Annotated in this window: 17 protein-coding genes; 11 read left to right on the forward strand and 6 right to left on the reverse strand. The window is 70.7% G+C overall.

The annotated features are described in order from the left end of the window. Window positions 1-23: 23 nt before the first annotated feature. Window positions 24-2,045, forward strand: a complete 2,022-nt coding sequence (locus tag AC3IYJ_RS36945; RefSeq protein WP_489398883.1) for a sigma-70 family RNA polymerase sigma factor — start codon at window positions 24-26, stop codon at window positions 2,043-2,045. A 48-nt stretch (window positions 2,046-2,093) separates the two neighbouring features. On the opposite strand, the gene AC3IYJ_RS36950 is transcribed toward AC3IYJ_RS36945, so the two are convergent. Continuing rightward, window positions 2,094-2,666, reverse strand: coding sequence for a TetR/AcrR family transcriptional regulator (locus AC3IYJ_RS36950; RefSeq protein ID WP_489398884.1), 573 nt, complete (start codon window positions 2,664-2,666; stop codon window positions 2,094-2,096). A gap of 122 nt (window positions 2,667-2,788) precedes the next feature. On the opposite strand from AC3IYJ_RS36950, the gene AC3IYJ_RS36955 reads away from it, so the two are divergent. From AC3IYJ_RS36955 to AC3IYJ_RS36980, 6 genes are all read left to right on the forward strand, one after another. Then, window positions 2,789-3,244, forward strand: a complete 456-nt coding sequence (locus AC3IYJ_RS36955; protein WP_489398885.1) for a nuclear transport factor 2 family protein — start codon at window positions 2,789-2,791, stop codon at window positions 3,242-3,244. Window positions 3,245-3,304: 60 nt separating this feature from the next. Then, on the forward strand, window positions 3,305-3,649 hold the full coding sequence (locus tag AC3IYJ_RS36960) for a hypothetical protein (RefSeq protein ID WP_489398886.1): 345 nt from the start codon (window positions 3,305-3,307) through the stop codon (window positions 3,647-3,649). A gap of 169 nt (window positions 3,650-3,818) precedes the next feature. Then, a complete protein-coding gene (locus AC3IYJ_RS36965) occupies window positions 3,819-5,027 on the forward strand; it encodes an NAD(P)/FAD-dependent oxidoreductase (RefSeq protein ID WP_489398887.1) in 1,209 nt (402 codons plus the stop codon). 203 nt (window positions 5,028-5,230) lie between these two features. Next, complete coding sequence (locus AC3IYJ_RS36970; RefSeq protein ID WP_489398888.1) at window positions 5,231-6,835, forward strand: phospholipase D-like domain-containing protein; 1,605 nt, start codon at window positions 5,231-5,233, stop codon at window positions 6,833-6,835. A gap of 141 nt (window positions 6,836-6,976) precedes the next feature. Continuing rightward, window positions 6,977-7,684, forward strand: a complete 708-nt coding sequence (locus AC3IYJ_RS36975) for a LamG domain-containing protein (RefSeq protein WP_489398889.1) — start codon at window positions 6,977-6,979, stop codon at window positions 7,682-7,684. Between the two features lie 49 nt (window positions 7,685-7,733). Then, entirely contained in the window at window positions 7,734-8,813 is a 1,080-nt protein-coding gene (locus AC3IYJ_RS36980; protein WP_489398890.1) for a WD40/YVTN/BNR-like repeat-containing protein, read from the forward strand. A gap of 1 nt (window position 8,814) precedes the next feature. Here the strand turns inward: AC3IYJ_RS36980 and AC3IYJ_RS36985 are convergent, their stop codons facing one another. Then, a complete protein-coding gene (locus tag AC3IYJ_RS36985; protein WP_489398891.1) occupies window positions 8,815-9,168 on the reverse strand; it encodes a DUF1269 domain-containing protein in 354 nt (117 codons plus the stop codon). A 94-nt stretch (window positions 9,169-9,262) separates the two neighbouring features. On the opposite strand from AC3IYJ_RS36985, the gene AC3IYJ_RS36990 reads away from it, so the two are divergent. After that, a complete protein-coding gene (locus AC3IYJ_RS36990) occupies window positions 9,263-9,574 on the forward strand; it encodes a hypothetical protein (protein WP_489398892.1) in 312 nt (103 codons plus the stop codon). A gap of 154 nt (window positions 9,575-9,728) precedes the next feature. Here AC3IYJ_RS36990 and AC3IYJ_RS36995 read toward each other — a convergent pair whose 3' ends face one another. Further along, complete coding sequence (locus tag AC3IYJ_RS36995; RefSeq protein WP_489398893.1) at window positions 9,729-11,405, reverse strand: hypothetical protein; 1,677 nt, start codon at window positions 11,403-11,405, stop codon at window positions 9,729-9,731. Between the two features lie 295 nt (window positions 11,406-11,700). On the opposite strand from AC3IYJ_RS36995, the gene AC3IYJ_RS37000 reads away from it, so the two are divergent. From AC3IYJ_RS37000 to AC3IYJ_RS37010, 3 genes are all read left to right on the forward strand, one after another. Then, the gene (locus AC3IYJ_RS37000; protein ID WP_489398894.1) at window positions 11,701-12,042 is read left to right on the forward strand and encodes a HopJ type III effector protein; all 342 of its coding nucleotides are present in this window, start codon (window positions 11,701-11,703) and stop codon (window positions 12,040-12,042) included. A 163-nt stretch (window positions 12,043-12,205) separates the two neighbouring features. After that, the gene (locus AC3IYJ_RS37005) at window positions 12,206-12,943 is read left to right on the forward strand and encodes an SAM-dependent methyltransferase (RefSeq protein ID WP_489398895.1); all 738 of its coding nucleotides are present in this window, start codon (window positions 12,206-12,208) and stop codon (window positions 12,941-12,943) included. A gap of 91 nt (window positions 12,944-13,034) precedes the next feature. Continuing rightward, window positions 13,035-13,418 (forward strand): VOC family protein, encoded by a 384-nt coding sequence (locus AC3IYJ_RS37010; RefSeq protein WP_489403041.1) that lies wholly within the window; start codon window positions 13,035-13,037, stop codon window positions 13,416-13,418. A 40-nt stretch (window positions 13,419-13,458) separates the two neighbouring features. Here AC3IYJ_RS37010 and AC3IYJ_RS37015 read toward each other — a convergent pair whose 3' ends face one another. The 3 genes from AC3IYJ_RS37015 to AC3IYJ_RS37025 form a co-directional block, all read right to left on the reverse strand. Next, complete coding sequence (locus tag AC3IYJ_RS37015) at window positions 13,459-13,863, reverse strand: hypothetical protein (protein WP_489398896.1); 405 nt, start codon at window positions 13,861-13,863, stop codon at window positions 13,459-13,461. Window positions 13,864-13,982: 119 nt separating this feature from the next. Then, a complete protein-coding gene (locus AC3IYJ_RS37020) occupies window positions 13,983-14,507 on the reverse strand; it encodes a GNAT family N-acetyltransferase (protein WP_489398897.1) in 525 nt (174 codons plus the stop codon). A gap of 147 nt (window positions 14,508-14,654) precedes the next feature. Further along, entirely contained in the window at window positions 14,655-15,209 is a 555-nt protein-coding gene (locus AC3IYJ_RS37025; RefSeq protein WP_489398898.1) for a YceI family protein, read from the reverse strand. Between the last annotated feature and the right edge of the window lie 246 nt (window positions 15,210-15,455).

Consider the following 15,455-nt stretch of genomic DNA (forward strand, 5'->3'; position numbering starts at 1 on the left):
GGGCAAGTGCTGTCATCGTGCCTGTGCCCGATGTCCATCGCACCATCGACGCGGTCTGGAAACTCGAGTCGGCGAAGATCATCGCCGGGCTCACCCGAATGGTGCGCGACGTCGGCATCGCCGAGGAGCTGGCCCAGGACGCCCTCGTCGCCGCCCTCGAACAGTGGCCCGCCCAGGGCGTACCGGACAACCCCGCCGCGTGGCTGACGACCACCGCCAAGCGGCGGGCCGTCGACCACATACGGCGCTCCGAGCGGCTGACGCGCAAGCAGGAACAGCTCGCCCACGGGCTCGAACAGCAGCAGGCTCCGGAACAGCGGGAGCCGCAGGGCCAGGACGCGGAACAGGACGACGTCCTGCGGCTGATGTTCATCTCCTGCCACCCCGTGCTGCCGACCGAGGCCCGAGCCGCCCTGACGCTCAGGCTGCTCGGCGGTCTGACGGCCGAGGAGATCGCACGGGCCTTCCTCGTCACCGGGACGGTGATCACCCAGCGCATCGCCGGGGCCAAGCGGGTACTGGCCGAACAGGGCGTCCCGTTCGACCTGCCGGACGGGCCGGAGCTCGCCGGGCGCCTCTCGTCGGTGCTGGAGGTCATCTACCTGATCTTCAACGAGGGGTACTCCGCGACCTCCGGCGACGATCTGATGCGGCCCGGCCTCTGCCTCGAAGCGCTGCGGCTGGGCCGACTGCTGGCCGAGTCGGTCCCCCGGGAGGCAGAGGCGCACGCGCTGGTCGCGCTGATGGAGATCCAGGCCTCCCGCTCGGCCGCGCGCACGGGGCCGTCGGGCGAGCCCGTCCAACTGCACGAGCAGAACCGGGGCCGCTGGGACCAGCTGCTCATCCGACGCGGCTTCACCGCGATGCTCCGGGCCCGGGAAGCGGGCGGAACACCCGGCCCGTACCTGCTGCAAGCGGCGATCGCCGTGTGCCACGCACAGGCGCGCACCGCCGAGGAAACCGACTGGGCGCAGATCGCGGACCTGTACGGGGCGTTGGCGCGGCTGCTGCCGACGGCGATCGTCCAGCTCAACCGCGCGGTGGCGTTGGGGATGGCGTACGGACCACAGGCGGGCCTCGACCTGGTCGACTCGCTGACGGCCGATCCGGCCCTGCGGGACTACCACCTCCTCCCCAGCGTCAGGGGAGACCTACTGGTCCGCCTGGACCGGAGGGAAGAAGCGCGACTGGAGTTCCACCGGGCCGCGTCGCTCGCCCGCAACGCCTCCGAGCGCGCCTTCCTGCACCGCCGTGCGGACGAGATCACCGTCGCCCTCCCGCCCCTCGACGGCCCGCCCGTCCCCGTACTCGGCCGCGCCGCGCGCGAGTTCCTCAGCCGTGAAGACCTGGACGCGGGGACGGTCCACTCGTACGGGCAGACCCTCCGGCGCCTGTGCCTGGCCCTCGGGGAGCAGATGCCCCTGGACTCCCTGACGGCCGACCAGGTGGCGCGGGTGTTCACGACCGCCTGGGGCGGGGCGGCGGCCGCCACCTGGAACCGGCACCGCTCGGCCGTCCGGTCCTTCGGCGCCTGGGCCTCGCTGGACGATCTCGCGGCCGGGCTGGACCGCCGGGCCCCGAGCGTCCCTCGCGGGCGGGTGCGGGCCCTGGGCTCCGTACAGCTCGACGCCCTCTGGAGCGACCCGGACCTTCCGCTGCGCGAACGGACACTGTGGCGGCTCCTGCACGAATCGGCGGCCGGAGCGAAGGCCGCCCTTTCGCTCGACGTCGAGGACCTGGACCTGGACGACCGCCGGGCCCGGGCGGGTCGCACCTGGGTGAGCTGGCGCTCCGGCACCGCCCGGCTCCTTCCCCAGCTGCTGGCAGGTCGGACCAGGGGCCCGGTCTTCCTCTCCGACCGGCGTCCCGGGCCGGGCCGGACCCCCGCGCACGCGGATCTGTGCCCGGAGACGGGCCGCCGACGTCTGTCCTACGAGCGGGCCGAGTACCTGTTCAAGGAGACCACCAGGCCCCTGGACCCGGCACGCAACGGCTACACCCTGCGCCAGCTCAAGCCCCACGCCGGACCGGCCACCGCTCCCTGACGCCCGCCCGCCTGCCGTCGCCCCTCTCACGTTCTCCCGGCGGCCCGGTCAGTGTGGCCGCATACCGTCGAAGACCACCTTGAAGATCAGCTCGCGGGCTCCGGGATCCGCCCCGAGCTGTTCCACCGCCGTGCCGGTGCCCGTCAGCAGGGCGAAGAGCTCCGGCAGGCCCAACTCCGGGCGGACCGCCCCGGCCTGCTGCGCCCCGGCCAGCAACTCGGTGAGCCGGGTCTGGATTTCGAGGGTCGGCGCCTGCAGGGCCGCGTGTGCGTCGACCCCGGCCGCGCTGAGGGCCCGGGTGAACTCGCCTTTGCCCGCGGACTGTTCGACCACCAGGCGGAAGCAGGCGAAGAAGGCCTCGGTGGGCCCGGCCTCGGCGGCCAGCTGCGCGGTCCGTGCCGCCATGGTCTCCAGCCGGCGCACCATGACCGCTTCCAGCAGCGCCTCCTTGGTCGGGAAGTGCCGGAAGAGCGTGCCGACTCCGACGCCGGCGGTCCGGGCGATCTGTTCCGTCGGCACGCCGACGCCGCTGGTGGTGAACACCTCCGTGGCCACGTCCAGCAGCCGGGCCCGGTTGCGAGCCGCGTCCGCCCGCAGCGGGCGTTCCTGAGCGCCACCCATGCCTCTTCACGTCCCTTCCCGTCGATCGCACAGCCACTCTGGACAACCGGACTGCCCAGTCCGTATCGTAAAAACGGAGTCGCTAGTCCGATTCTAGTCCTGGTTCCCACTGGAGGTTGATCATGTCTGGGGAGATCCCGTCCGCAACACCTTCGCCGCGCGAGGTCTTCCGGAGGCTGATCGAAGGCATAGCCGAGGGGCGGTTCACGGAGCTGTCCGAGCTCTATGCCGAGGACGCGGTGGTGGAGACAGTCTTCGAGCCGGTCGGACCCCGCCGGATCGAGGGGCGGATCGCGCTCGAGGAACGGTTCGCGCAGGTCGCGGCGGGTTCGCCCGTGGAGCTGACCCCGATGAACGTGGTCGTCCGGGAAACCGACGACGCGGAGGTGGTCGTCGCCGAGTTCGACTACCGGGTGCACCACCGGGTGACCGGTCGGACGTTCGAGTCCGCCAACATCCAAGTGCTGCGGGTCCGCGACGGCCTGATCGTCCACAGCCGGGACTTCCACGACCACCTGGCCCTCATCGTGGCAGGCGGCAACCTGCCCGATCTGGTGGCGGCGTTGGGGAACGAATAGCCTGGGCCCTCCCTTTCGGACGCTTCGCCCGCACCGTCAGGAGAACAGGAGAACAGGTCCATGCCGCTGAGGAATCGCCGCGCCCAGGCGTTGCTGCTGCTGGGTCTGGCCGTTGCCCTGCTGGCTTTCACGGGTCTGCGCTTCTGTCAGGGCAAGACCCCTGCGCTCTATCCGGAGAGCAGCTGGGGCCCCTGGAGGGGCGAAACGATCGGCGCCTGGTCGGCGCACGTGCGGGTCAACTCCTGGACGCACGCCGCTCAGGCCGAGCTCCACTACGGGAAGGCCGAGGGGATCTCCCTCGACGCGTACGGCGAGACGGTTCATGGCGTCACCGTCATGGACCGGACCGTCTTCACCCTCACACCCGACGGCAAGCTCACCGCGAAGCAGCCGTCCAGGAGTTGATCGCCATCCTGCCGCGTGGTGTACGGGACCGGCCGGGCCCGGAGTTGCGCCCGGCCGCGCTCCGGCCCGACCGGCACCCTACGTCGAAGTGACCTGCCTCACACCGTGTCACAGTGCGAGGGCGTGCCCTGTCTTAGAGGTCAACACACCGCTCGAGCAGGGAGAGATCATGAACGGCAACACCGAAGTCCTCGTCATCGGCGGCGGCTACGCGGGCGTCATGGCGGCCAACCGTCTGACCCGCCGCGAGGACGTGAACGTGACCCTGATCAACCCGCGCGCGAGCTTCGTCCACCGGATCCGGCTGCACCAGCTGGTGGCCGGGACCGACGAGGCCGTCGTCGAGTACCGCGAGGTCCTGGCCGACGGGGTCCGGCTGGTGGTCGACACCGTCTCCCGCATCGACGCGGCCGGGCGCGACGTGGCGCTGGCCTCCGGCGGCACGGTCGACTACGACTACCTGGTCTACGCGGTGGGCAGCGGCAGCGCCGACCCGGGCGTGCCGGGAGCGGCCGAGTTCGCCCACCCGATCGCCACCCTGGAGGACGCGCAGCGGCTGCGCCCGGTCCTCGAGGCCGCACCCGCGACGGCCGTCGTGACGGTGGTCGGCGCCGGTCCGACCGGTATGGAGACCGCCGCCGAGCTGGCGGAACAGGGCCGCGCGGTGACCTTGGTGTGCGGTGGGCTGCTGGGCCCGTACCTGCACCCCCGGGGCCGGCGCTCGGTCGCCGACCGGCTGGCCAAGCTCGGTGTGACCGTCCTCGACGGGCCCGACGCGAAGGTCGTCGCCGTGAGGCGTGACGCCGTACGGCTTGCCGACGGCCGCGAGCTGCCGAGCGCGGTGACCATCTGGACCGCGGGGTTCGGCGTGCCGGACCTGGCCGCGCGCAGCGGGCTGAGCACGGATGCCCTGGGCCGGCTGCTCACGGACGAGACGCTGACCAGCGTGGACGACGAACGCATCGTCGCGGCCGGCGACTCGGTGGCGCCGTCGGGCCTGCCGCTGCGGATGAGCTGCCAGGCGGCGATGCCCCTGGGAGCCCGCGCCGCCGACACGGTCCTCAGCCGGATCGGGGCGGAGCAGCCCGCGACCCTCAACCAGGTGTTCGGCGCCCAGTGCATCAGCCTCGGCCGCGAGGCCGGCATCTTCCAGTTCGCCGACAAGTTCGACACCGCCGTGTGGTTCAACATCGACGGCCGTCCCGGAGCCAAGCTCAAGGAATTCGTGTGCAAGGTCGTCGTCAAGCACCTGGCCGCAGAGGCCCACAAGCCCGGCGGATACAAGCTGCACCTCGGCTCGCGGGGCGGCACGCGCCAGAACCTGGTCGAAGCCAAGCGCACCGCGACGCCCGCCACCCCCGAGCGGACGGCAGCCTAGGCCGCCTCTTGCGCATAGAGCCCAACTGCTGTGTGTCGCCGCCCCCCTGGGCCACCGGCTCCGGCCCGGCTTCCTGTGGCCGGAAGTCGGCTGAGGGTAGTGAACCAATCGCTACCTGCTGGTAACTTGCAAGAATTGATCAAGGTCGAAGCCGTGGCCGACCACGCTCTCGGCCGGAGCCATCCCTCAGTCAAGGAACCACATTGGTACGCACCGCCCGTACGGCCGCCCTCGTCTCCACGTCGGCCCTCGCGCTCGGCTTCGCCCTCCTCGGCGCCCCCACCGCCTCCGCCGCCGATGCACCCACACCGCACCTGGACTCGATCGAACAGACCCTGCGCCAGGTCTCGCCGGGCCTGGAGGGCTCCGTCTGGGAGCGCACCTCCGGCAACCGGCTCGGCTCGTCCCAGCCCGGAGGCGCCGACTGGCTGCTCCAGACGCCCGGTTGCTGGGGTGATGCCGCGTGCGTGGACCGCCCGGGATCGCGCCGTCTCCTGGAGAAGATGCGCCAGGACATCGCCGGCGCCAAGCAGACGGTGGACATATCGACGCTGGCTCCCTTCCCCAACGGCGGCTATCAGGAGGCGATCGTCGCGGGCCTCAGGGAATCCGCCCAGAAGGGGAACCGGTTGAAGGTGCGCGTCATGGTGGGCGCGGCGCCCATCTACCACTCCACGGTGATCCCCTCGTCCTACCGGGACGAACTGCTGGCCAAGCTGGGCCCGGCGGCTGCGGGCAACATCACCCTCAACGTGGCCTCGATGACCACGTCGAAGACCGATTTCGCCTGGAACCACTCCAAGCTGGTCGTCGTGGACGGCAGTTCGGTCATCACCGGCGGCATCAACAGCTGGAAGGACGACTACCTCGAGACCTCCCACCCGGTCAGCGACGTCGATCTCGCGCTGTCCGGACCCGCGGCCGGCTCCGCGGGCCGCTACCTGGACTCCCTGTGGGACTGGACCTGTCGCAACAAGAGCAACTGGACGGCGGTCTGGTTCGCCGCCTCGCCAGGCGCCGCCTGCATGCCCTCGCTGCCCCGGCCCGCCTCCCCGCCGCGGGAGGGGGACGTACCCGCGCTCGCCGTCGGCGGTCTCGGCGTGGGCATCCGCCAGAATGACCCCACCTCCTCCTTCCGCCCAGTCCTGCCCACGGCGGGCGACACCAAGTGCGGGATCGGCGTGCACGACAACACCAACGCCGACCGGGACTACGACACCGTCAACCCGGAGGAAAGTGCCCTGCGCGCCCTGGTCTCCAGCGCCACCTCGCACATCGAGATCTCCCAGCAGGACATGCACGCCACCTGCCCGCCGCTGCCCCGCTACGACATTCGCCTCTACGACGCCCTCGCGGAGAAGCTCGCCTCCGGCGTGAAGGTCCGCATCGTCGTGGGCGACCCGGCGAACCGCGGCACGATCGGCAGTGGAGGCTACTCGCAGATCAAGTCGCTCTCCGAAGTGAGCGACGCCCTGCGCGGCCGGGTGACGGCCCTGACCGGTGACGGCGCCCGGGCGCGAACGGCCCTGTGCGAGAACCTCCAACTGGCCGCGTTCCGCGCCTCGGACCAGCCGACCTGGGCGGACGGCAAGCCCTATGCCCAGCACCACAAGCTGGTGTTGGTCGACGGTTCGGCCTTCTACATCGGTTCGAAGAACCTGTACCCGTCCTGGCTCCAGGACTTCGGGTACGTCGTCGAGAGCCCGGCCGCGGCCGCACAGGTGAAGAGCGACCTGCTGGACCCGCAGTGGCGGTACTCCCAGGTCACCGCGACCTACGACTACACCCGCGGCCTCTGCCAGGGCTGACGGCCCCGGCCCTGCCCGGCCCCGTCCCATCCGACCCCGCCCCGACGGTCCGGACGCACTCCGAAAGCGGAGAGTCATCGCGCGATCGCCTTAAGTGACGAGTTCGGGTGTGGCGGGGCTGTCGGCGGGCAGATCACAGTCATGCTCTCGGACACGCTCGAACGACTGCGGCAGCTGGCCCGCCCGCGCCGCGCTCCCGTCTTCACCGCCGACTTCACCTCTCCCGCCCAGTGGATCGCCGGCCGCTCCTGGGCGTATCCCGACGGTGGCCCGGTCAACCCCGGGGACAACAAACTGGACCACCTCGTCGCCGACCCGGCCTACAGCCGCAGTGGCGTCTTCCGGGCGACCCTGCGCCCCGACGGCTACTGGGACAGCGGGCTGCTCACCACCGAGGGCAGCGACGAGGGCTTCGCCGTGCGGACCGGCGACGTACTGGAGGCCCGGGTGAAGCTGCCGGTGCAGCGCGGCGCCTGGCCCGCGATCTGGACCTGGCGCGATGGCGGCCAGGAGATTGACGTCTTCGAATACCACCCCGACAATCCGGACCTGCTGGAGCTCTCCAACCACGTCCGGGAGGCGCACCGTTACCACCGGGACCCGGCCATCCGGCCCGGTGCGTGGATCGACCTGAAGGTCGAGTTCGGGAAGGGTTCGGTCGTCTGGTGGGTCAACGGCGTGCGCGTCTTCAGCGACGGCAGGGGCGTGGGCCGCGGCTGGTCCGCCTACCTCATCGTCAACCTCTCGGTCTCCGCGGGCCGTTACCACCCGGCGCCGGAGCCCGCGGTCACGGAGATGTCCTACGAGGTCTCGCAACTGCGCGTGTACCGGACGCGCCCTGGACGGTGAATGCGGGGGTGCGTTAACTTCCGGCGCCATGAGACTTCTGGGAGTTGGCATGTGCGCGGCGGCTCTGCTGCTGGGGGTGGTGGCCTCCCCGGCGCAGGCCGCAGGTGAGATACGGGACCTCCGGGGCGCGGGCTGGGCGCTGAAGGAGACCGGCAAGGACGCCCGCTTCCGGGGCCTGGCGGCTGTCAGCCGGTCCACGGCCTGGGTGGCCGGATCCAAGGGAACGGTACTGCGCACCTCGGACGGCGGGCGAAGTTGGAAGGACGTCTCGCCCCCGGCAGCCGTCGCGGACGGGCTGGAACTGCGGGACATCGAGGCCTTCGACGGGCGGCGCGCCGTGGCCCTGTCCATCGGGGAGGGGGAGGCCTCCAGGGTGCTGCGCACCGAGGACGGCGGTGCCACATGGACGGAGGCCTTCCGAAACCCCGATCCGCGGGCCTTCTACGACTGCCTCACCTTCTTCGACGCCCGGCACGGGCTGGCGATGAGCGATCCGGTGGACGGGAAGTTCCGCATCCTGTCCACGGACGACGGCGGGCGGAGCTGGCGGGTGCTGCCGACAGCCGGGATGCCGGAAGCGCTCCCCGGTGAGGCGGGCTTCGCGGCGAGCGGACAGTGCCTGGTGTCCGCCGGGCCCCGCGACGTCTGGCTGGCGACCGGCGGCGGCGCGGTCGCACGGATCCTGCACTCGGCGGACCGCGGCCTGACCTGGCAGGCGACCGACTCACCCGTCCCGGCGGGCGATCCGGCGCGCGGGGTCTTCGCCCTCGCCTTCCGCGACCGTACGAGGGGCCTCGCGGTCGGCGGCGACTACCGCACCGGGCAGGCCTCCCCGCAGGCCGCGGCGGTCTCGTCGGACGCGGGCCGCACCTGGCGCCGGGCGACGACCCCGCCGCCGGCCTACCGCTCGGGCGCGGCCTGGTTCCCGTACGGTCCGGGCACGGCTCTGGCGGTGGGCCCGACGGGCACGGACGTGACCAGGGACGGCGGCCGCACCTGGCGGGCGCTGGACCCGGGCTCGTTCGACACGGTCGCCTGCACGGCGGACGCTGGCTGCTGGGCGGCGGGGGAGAAGGGACGGGTGGCCCGCCTGGAAGTGGCGGGCAGGTCCGGCCCGAGGCCCGAGTGACTCAGGCAGCGAAGACCTCGCGGAGCTTGGCCTCGTTCGCGGTGGAGAGGTTGCTGCGGATGAGCTGGGCGCTGCCCGTGGGGAAGGCGTCGTGCACGCGGTCGATGACGGCGTCGGAGGTGAGCAGGAAGAGGGCCGAGGTGCCGGGCTTCACTTCCTCGCGGACGCTGTCGATGAACTCGTCGTCTATGCCGACGTCGGAGAGGGAACCGCCGATGGCCCCGCCGATGGCGCCGAGGGCGGCGCCGAGCAGGGGCACGAAGAAGATGAGCCCGAAGAGCATGCCCCAGAAGGTCCCGGACAGGGCGCCGGCGGCGTTGGAATCGGCGAACTTCCAGGCGGTGAGCGTCGACATGTCGTTCTCCTTCTGACCGTGGGAGCGGGATCGCTTACGGGTTACGCGGCTGCGCGGCCGCGGGAAGCCCATCGCCGACGCCCGTGATGCGGATGTGGACCGTGCGTCCCGCCTGCTGTCGAGGGGGACGCACGGCTGCCATCCGAACATCGCCTGCCCGGCCGTGCACTTCGAAGGCGGCGCGGGGTCGCGGGAGGGCGGGCCACGGACCGCCGTCAGCGGTGACCTGGGCGATCTCAAGGGCGCCAAGAAGGACGCCGTGAGCGGCGCCGCCGACGGGTTGAAGAAGGCCTACGAGGACCTGCCGGGCGACACCACCGGCAAGGAGGCGCTCACCGCCCTGCGGCCGCAGATACGGAAGCTGAACGAGACCGTGGCCGCCGCCTCCACCAGCGTCGCCTGCTGACGGCACCGGGATGCGGGGAACGGTGCGTCCGGCGCGCTCCGGGGCGGGTTGCACCCTGAAACGGGCGGTGCCGCGCCACGCACCGGACGCCCCGACGGGTCGAACGTTGCCTGACGCGGCACCGGGACCGGCCGTCCGGCCGTCCACTGTGTGGTCACCCAGCGGCGGTAGCGCCCTGAGCACCGGACTCCGCGCCGGTACGGGTGTCCGTACGGGCGTCGGCGCCCGCCTTGGCACGGCGTCGCATCACGAAGTCGGCCAGGATCAGCACCAGGGCGACGCTGCCGGCGAGCGCGGGCCAGTACACGTAACGGAAATTGGACTGGGGCACCGTCGGCAGGTACGCGAGGATGTACAGGACCGAGCTGGCGCCGAGGAGCCGGAGCTCACGGGCGTAGCGACTGCTCCAGCGGCGCAGCGTGAGGACCAGGCCGACCGCCAGCCAGAACCAGCCCTGGAAGATCATCGGCAGGTCGCGGGCGAACCCCGTCACGTAGCTCTGCAGGGTCTCCTTCAGCGTCTCGTTGACCGGAGCGCTCGCCAGGGCGGCGGGCTTCGGGTCGTGCGGGTCGATGTCGCTCCCGTTCTGGAAGGCGAGATTGCTCTGGAAGAGCAGCTTGGAGAAGACCCGGACCCGGTACGCGGTGTAGCGCTGCCAGTGCTTCGGCATCTGCTGGGTCCACATCCGGACCAGTACGTGGGCGTTGCCGCTCAGCTCCGTGACGCCCTTGGACTTGTCGCGCGGGAAGCACTGGAAGTACGCGTCGGCCGGGATGCGCTCGCCCTGGCAGGTGGTGGCGGCGGCGACCAGGCGGTTGCGGAAATCTGCACTGGCACCGGCCTTGTCGGCCGCGGGGCCCACCTCTTCCGGGGTGAGGACGTGGACGATGTCGTCCAACGGGATCTGCGCGTACTGGCGGGTGGTGACCGGATCGGTGGCCGAAGACACGGCGACGCCGGCGACCGCGGTGACGGCGACGAGCGCACCGGTGGCGACGAGCCAGTGACGCCGGCCCGGGGAGGGCCACATCGCGAGGACCAGCATGACGAAGACCGGGATCACGGCGGGGAAACCGTTCTTCCGGACCAGGACGGCATAGGCGAGGAACAGCACACCGAGGACGAGCAGGGCCCAGCGGGCCTTGGTCCGGCCGGCCGGCAACTCCCGCACGCTGAGCACGACCGCGAAGGCCGCGAGCAGCGCGTACGCCATGTGCACGTCCTTCCACACCACGCCCGTGAAGTTCAGGACGTGCGGGGCGAGGCCGACGGCGAGCATCGCCAGGGAGAGCCGGCGGCTGCCGGTGTTCTTCCACACCAGCCGGGCGAGGACCCACAGCGATGCCCACAACACGACGGCCTGCAGTGCGGCCATCGCCGAGACGGCCCCGGTGGTGTGGATGAGGATCCGCCACAGGAGGGCCATCACCGGCGGATGCCAGTCGTTCACCGGCTGGTCGCCCAGGGCCTGCCCCAGCTGGTCGAGACTGTCGCCGCTGAGGTATCCGGGGTGGAATACGACGATTGCGACATTTGCGCAGAACGCGGCGATGGCCGCCAGGCACCAGGGCCACAGCGTGCCGCGCTGCCAGGCGCTGCGCAGCGTTGCCGTCCACCGGTCGACGGTTTGGGGCACTTGGGCGGAGTCCTCTCCAGAGCGGGTGAACACGGGGGCGCGGTGGGCGGCGAAGCGCACGAGCGTCGCCACCGCCCGGCCGATGGGGCGGGCTGCGTTGTCGCTCGGCGGCGAGCCGGGGTCGAGCGGTGCGTGGGAGACGTGCGCGCGGGCGGCGTCCGGGCGCGCGTCGGCTCCCACCGTCAACTGCAGCATGGCGGAAACGTAAGCTTGTGTGACTGGGATCTCCAAATCAAACGAACATTCCGCATAAAGATTGCAGGAACCTTCAACTGCCGGACCTGAGACCGATCGGCAATCGGGTCACTCGGCGCCCGTACCGAAACCGGCTCCCGGCGGGTCGCACGGACACATAGACACACATCTTGACCTGCGGAGATGTCGCTGTTCCGGACGTGTCGCGCGATTTCCTGCCCGCTGGGCACGAGGGGGTATTGTCGTCCGGTCACGGACGGCAATCGGGCCGTCCACTCAACCCAGGGGAACCAACATGACTGACCTGAACTCGCTGCGGGCAAGCCTTGCGTCGGGCGAGCACGAGTTCGCCGACACCCTGGCCTTCGTCTCCGCTCACTACGCGTACCAGCCGCAGGCGTTCCGCAACGGGGAACTGGAGAATGCCGCAGGTGAGAACGAAGGATCCTGCAAGACGCTGGGGCTGGCCCTGCTGGAAGGGCTGAGCGACCAGGAGGCACTGTTGGCCTTCGGCGAGCACTATCGCAGTGTCCTGGCGACGCCGAACGGCACGGACCACAGCAACATCCGCAACCTCATGGCCCATGGCCTGGCAGGGGTGAACTTCGCCGGGCAACCGCTGGCCCGCAAGAGCTGAACAGCGAAATCCGGGTGAGCGCCCAAGGCCGGGAACGCCACCTCGAGAACCGGCTACGTCGTGAGTAACCGTCAAAACCTTTGACCCGGTGGTTGATTCGTGGGTTCCAGCCTGTGACCGAAAAGGAGATGCGGGTCCTTCCGGCGGCTGGCAAGCTGCGCCGGTGAACCGTGAAGAGATCTCCAGGCTCGCCCATACCGAGCACCCGATAAAGTCCCCGCTCGACGACGACTCGGTACGCCGACTGCTGGAACGCGGCCTCCCGCGCGGTGACGAGCGGGTGCTCGATCTGGGGTGCGGCGGCGGGGAATGGCTCCTGCGCTCGCTGGCCACGCGCCCGCACCTGCACGCCGAGGGCGTCGACATCTCCGAGGACGCTCTGGCGCAGGCCCACCGGGCAGCGAGCCACCTCGGAGTCCGGGAGCGCCTCGTCCTCCACCACCGGGCGGCCGCCGACTTCGTCTCCTCGCAGTCGTTCGACCTGGTGCTCAGTGTCGGGGCCGCGCATGCTTTCGGCGGTTTGCTGCCCACCCTCGCCGCGGTACGCGAACACCTGGCTCCGGGCGGTCGGGTCCTGATCGGGGAAGGTTTCTGGGACAGCCCTCCTTCCCCGGAGGCCGCCGAGATGTTCGAGGACCTCACCGACCTGGCGACCACCGTCGACCGGGTCGTCGCCGACGGGTGGACTCCGGTCGACGGGCACGTCAGCACGCGCCGCGAACTGGACGACTACGAATGGTCCTGCTGGGGGTCACTGGCCTCGTGGGCCCTGGACCACCCCGCCGATCCCGACAGCGCGCACGTGCTTGCGACCGCCACTGCCCGACGCTCCGAATGGCTGCGGTCCTACCGCGACAGCTGGGGCTTCGTTTCCCTGGTCCTGCGCCGGACTTCAGGCTGACGGACCTCGGCGCGGTTCCCGTTCTCGCATGCGGCGAAGGCTGCCCACACCTCGCTGGCGTTCGGCGCGGAAGTCAGGAAGGCTGGCACGCATGGTTTCGGTATTGCAGAACGTGGCGATCGACTGTGCGGATGCCTATGAACTGGCCCGGTTCTGGAGCGGGGTGACCGGGCGACCGGTGAACCCGCAGGACAAGCCCGGCGATCGGGAGACGCAGGTACTGCTGGCGCAGGGCCCGGTGCTGTACTTCAACCAGGTGCCCGAGTCCAAGCAGGTCAAGAACCGGATCCATCTGTGTCTGCGCCCCGAGACCTCGCGCGAGCAAGAGGTCGAACGGCTGCTCGGCCTCGGTGCCGCTCTTGTCTCCGATCACCGGAACCCCGACGGCTCCGGCTGGGCGGTCCTCGCGGACCCGGAAGGCAATGAGTTCTGTGTTCTTCGCAGCGATTCCGACCGGGCCGCGATGGGTTCCTGAAGCTCCCGGGCGATCCTGACCGGCCGGGACCGGGCCGAAGTCAGATCTCTTTGGTGGCGTTGAGACGAGCGATATCGGCGGCGTAGGCGGCCGTTCGGGTCGCCGAGGTGCCGGTGGCGTAGAGGCCGGTACCGAGTGCGGCCAGGGGGAGGGAAAGGAGGAGGCCGGCGAGCATCGGTGCCCAGTCGCGCTCTGCGTCGCACCGCTCGCCCTCGTCGGCGCGGTACGTCACCGCCCAGTTCCTGCTGTCCTGGTGGAAGGCCCTGGACTCGCATTCGGCGGGCTTGGAGTTCGGGCCCTGATCGGTGCTGAAGGGGAAGACGAGCAGGTAGCCGATCCAGAGCCAGATGAGGGCGGCCACCGCCATCAGGCCCCGGCCCCACCCTTGCCGGCGCAGGGCCTGGACCCGGAATTCCCTGTCGTAAATCTGAGCCAATGAGTTCATGGGATGAAACTAACGCAGGCCACGGACCCGCCATGAGGCCGCGATCCCTCCCAACGGGCCTCCCGCTTCCTCCAGGAGGCCGGAGTCGACTCCGTCGCCCCTGCGTTCGCAGGCTGTTGTCAGCGCAGATCGAGCAGCATCACGTCATGGAGGTCGGCGCCCTCGCCCCACGGCCGCGCCTCGCCGATCTTTCGGTATCCCCATGCCCGGTAAGCGGCGGACGCCGCCCCGCTCCCCGGGTGGACGTTCAGCAGCACCCGCTCGGCTCCGACGCCGTCGAGCAGAGCCTCGTGCAGACTTCGCGCCACACCCCGCCCGCGCCACGGTCCGCGCACGGCGAGTTCCATGAACCCGAAGGTGCGCTGCCCGTCCTCGCGCCGCAAGTCGTCGGGCACGGGCTCGGTCAGTTCGTCCCACCACACGGTGTCGGCCCGGAGCGGGTGGCCGTACGCCATGCCGATCGGCTCGCCCTCCGCGCTACGGGCCAAGGCAGCGCGAAAGGCGGGGTTGCGAGCCTGTACGGGGAAGCGGCGGAAGGCGGCTGCGACGTCGTCCGCCGTCTCGTTGTACGGAGCCTCCGCGAACGCTTCGGCGTAGATCACCTCGAACGCGTCCGCGGCCTGCACCGCGGCCGATCCGTCCATGCGCTCTATCGCAACGATCCCTTGCCGTGCCATGTGGCCCCCTCGCACGGTCGCGCGCAATCGCGCCGTGCACTCCCGGCCCTAGAAACTCCCGGACCTTGATCATCAGGGATTGATGTTAGCTCCGAGGGCGGGGGGCGCGTCCGGTCAGGGCTGCCGGATCGCGGACACCTCGAACTCCAGGACGACCTTGTCGCCCACCAGGACGCCGCCGCCCTCCAGGGCCGCGTTCCAGGTGATCCCGTACTCCTTGCGGCTGATCGGCACCGAGCCCTCGAATCCCACCCGCAGGTTCCCGAACGGGTCCGTGGCGCTGCCCTGGAACTCGAAGTCGATGTTGATCGGCCGGGTGACGTCCTTGATGGTGAGGTCGCCCGCCACGCGGAAGTTGGTGTCGTCGAGCGGCTCCACGCCGGTGGAGACGAAGGTGATGTCCGGGAAGTTCGGGGCGTCCAGGAAGTCGTTGGTGCGCAGGTGGCCGTCCCGCTGTTCGTTGCGGGTGTCGATGCTCGCGGCCTTGATGGTGACCGTCGCGGAGGACTTGGAGGGCTCCGCGCCGTCCAGGTGGGCGGTGCCTTCGAACTCCTTGAAGGCGCCGCGGACCTTGGTGACCATGGCGTGCCGGGCCACGAACCCGATCTGGGTGTGGGCGGGGTCGAGGGAGTAGCTCCCAGTGAGCGAGGTGAGGGGGGTGGTGGTCATGGACCTGCTCCGCGGGGGTGGGGGACGGGGACGGGAGGCGCTGGACCACGCTAGCCAGACCCGCAGCGCCGTGCGTTCGACCACGCCCACCACGCCGCTACATCACCCGATCGGGGTCGGACGGCCAGGATGGGGAATGCAGGGAGTTCGGGGAATACACGTGGAGGATTCTCGCCAAGTGACGCGGTAAGGAGCCCACGGTGGACGAGCCGGTGGAGAGCACGGGCCCCGAGCCGCCACCCCCCT

The organism is Streptomyces sp. GL_140, from assembly GCF_057834465.1.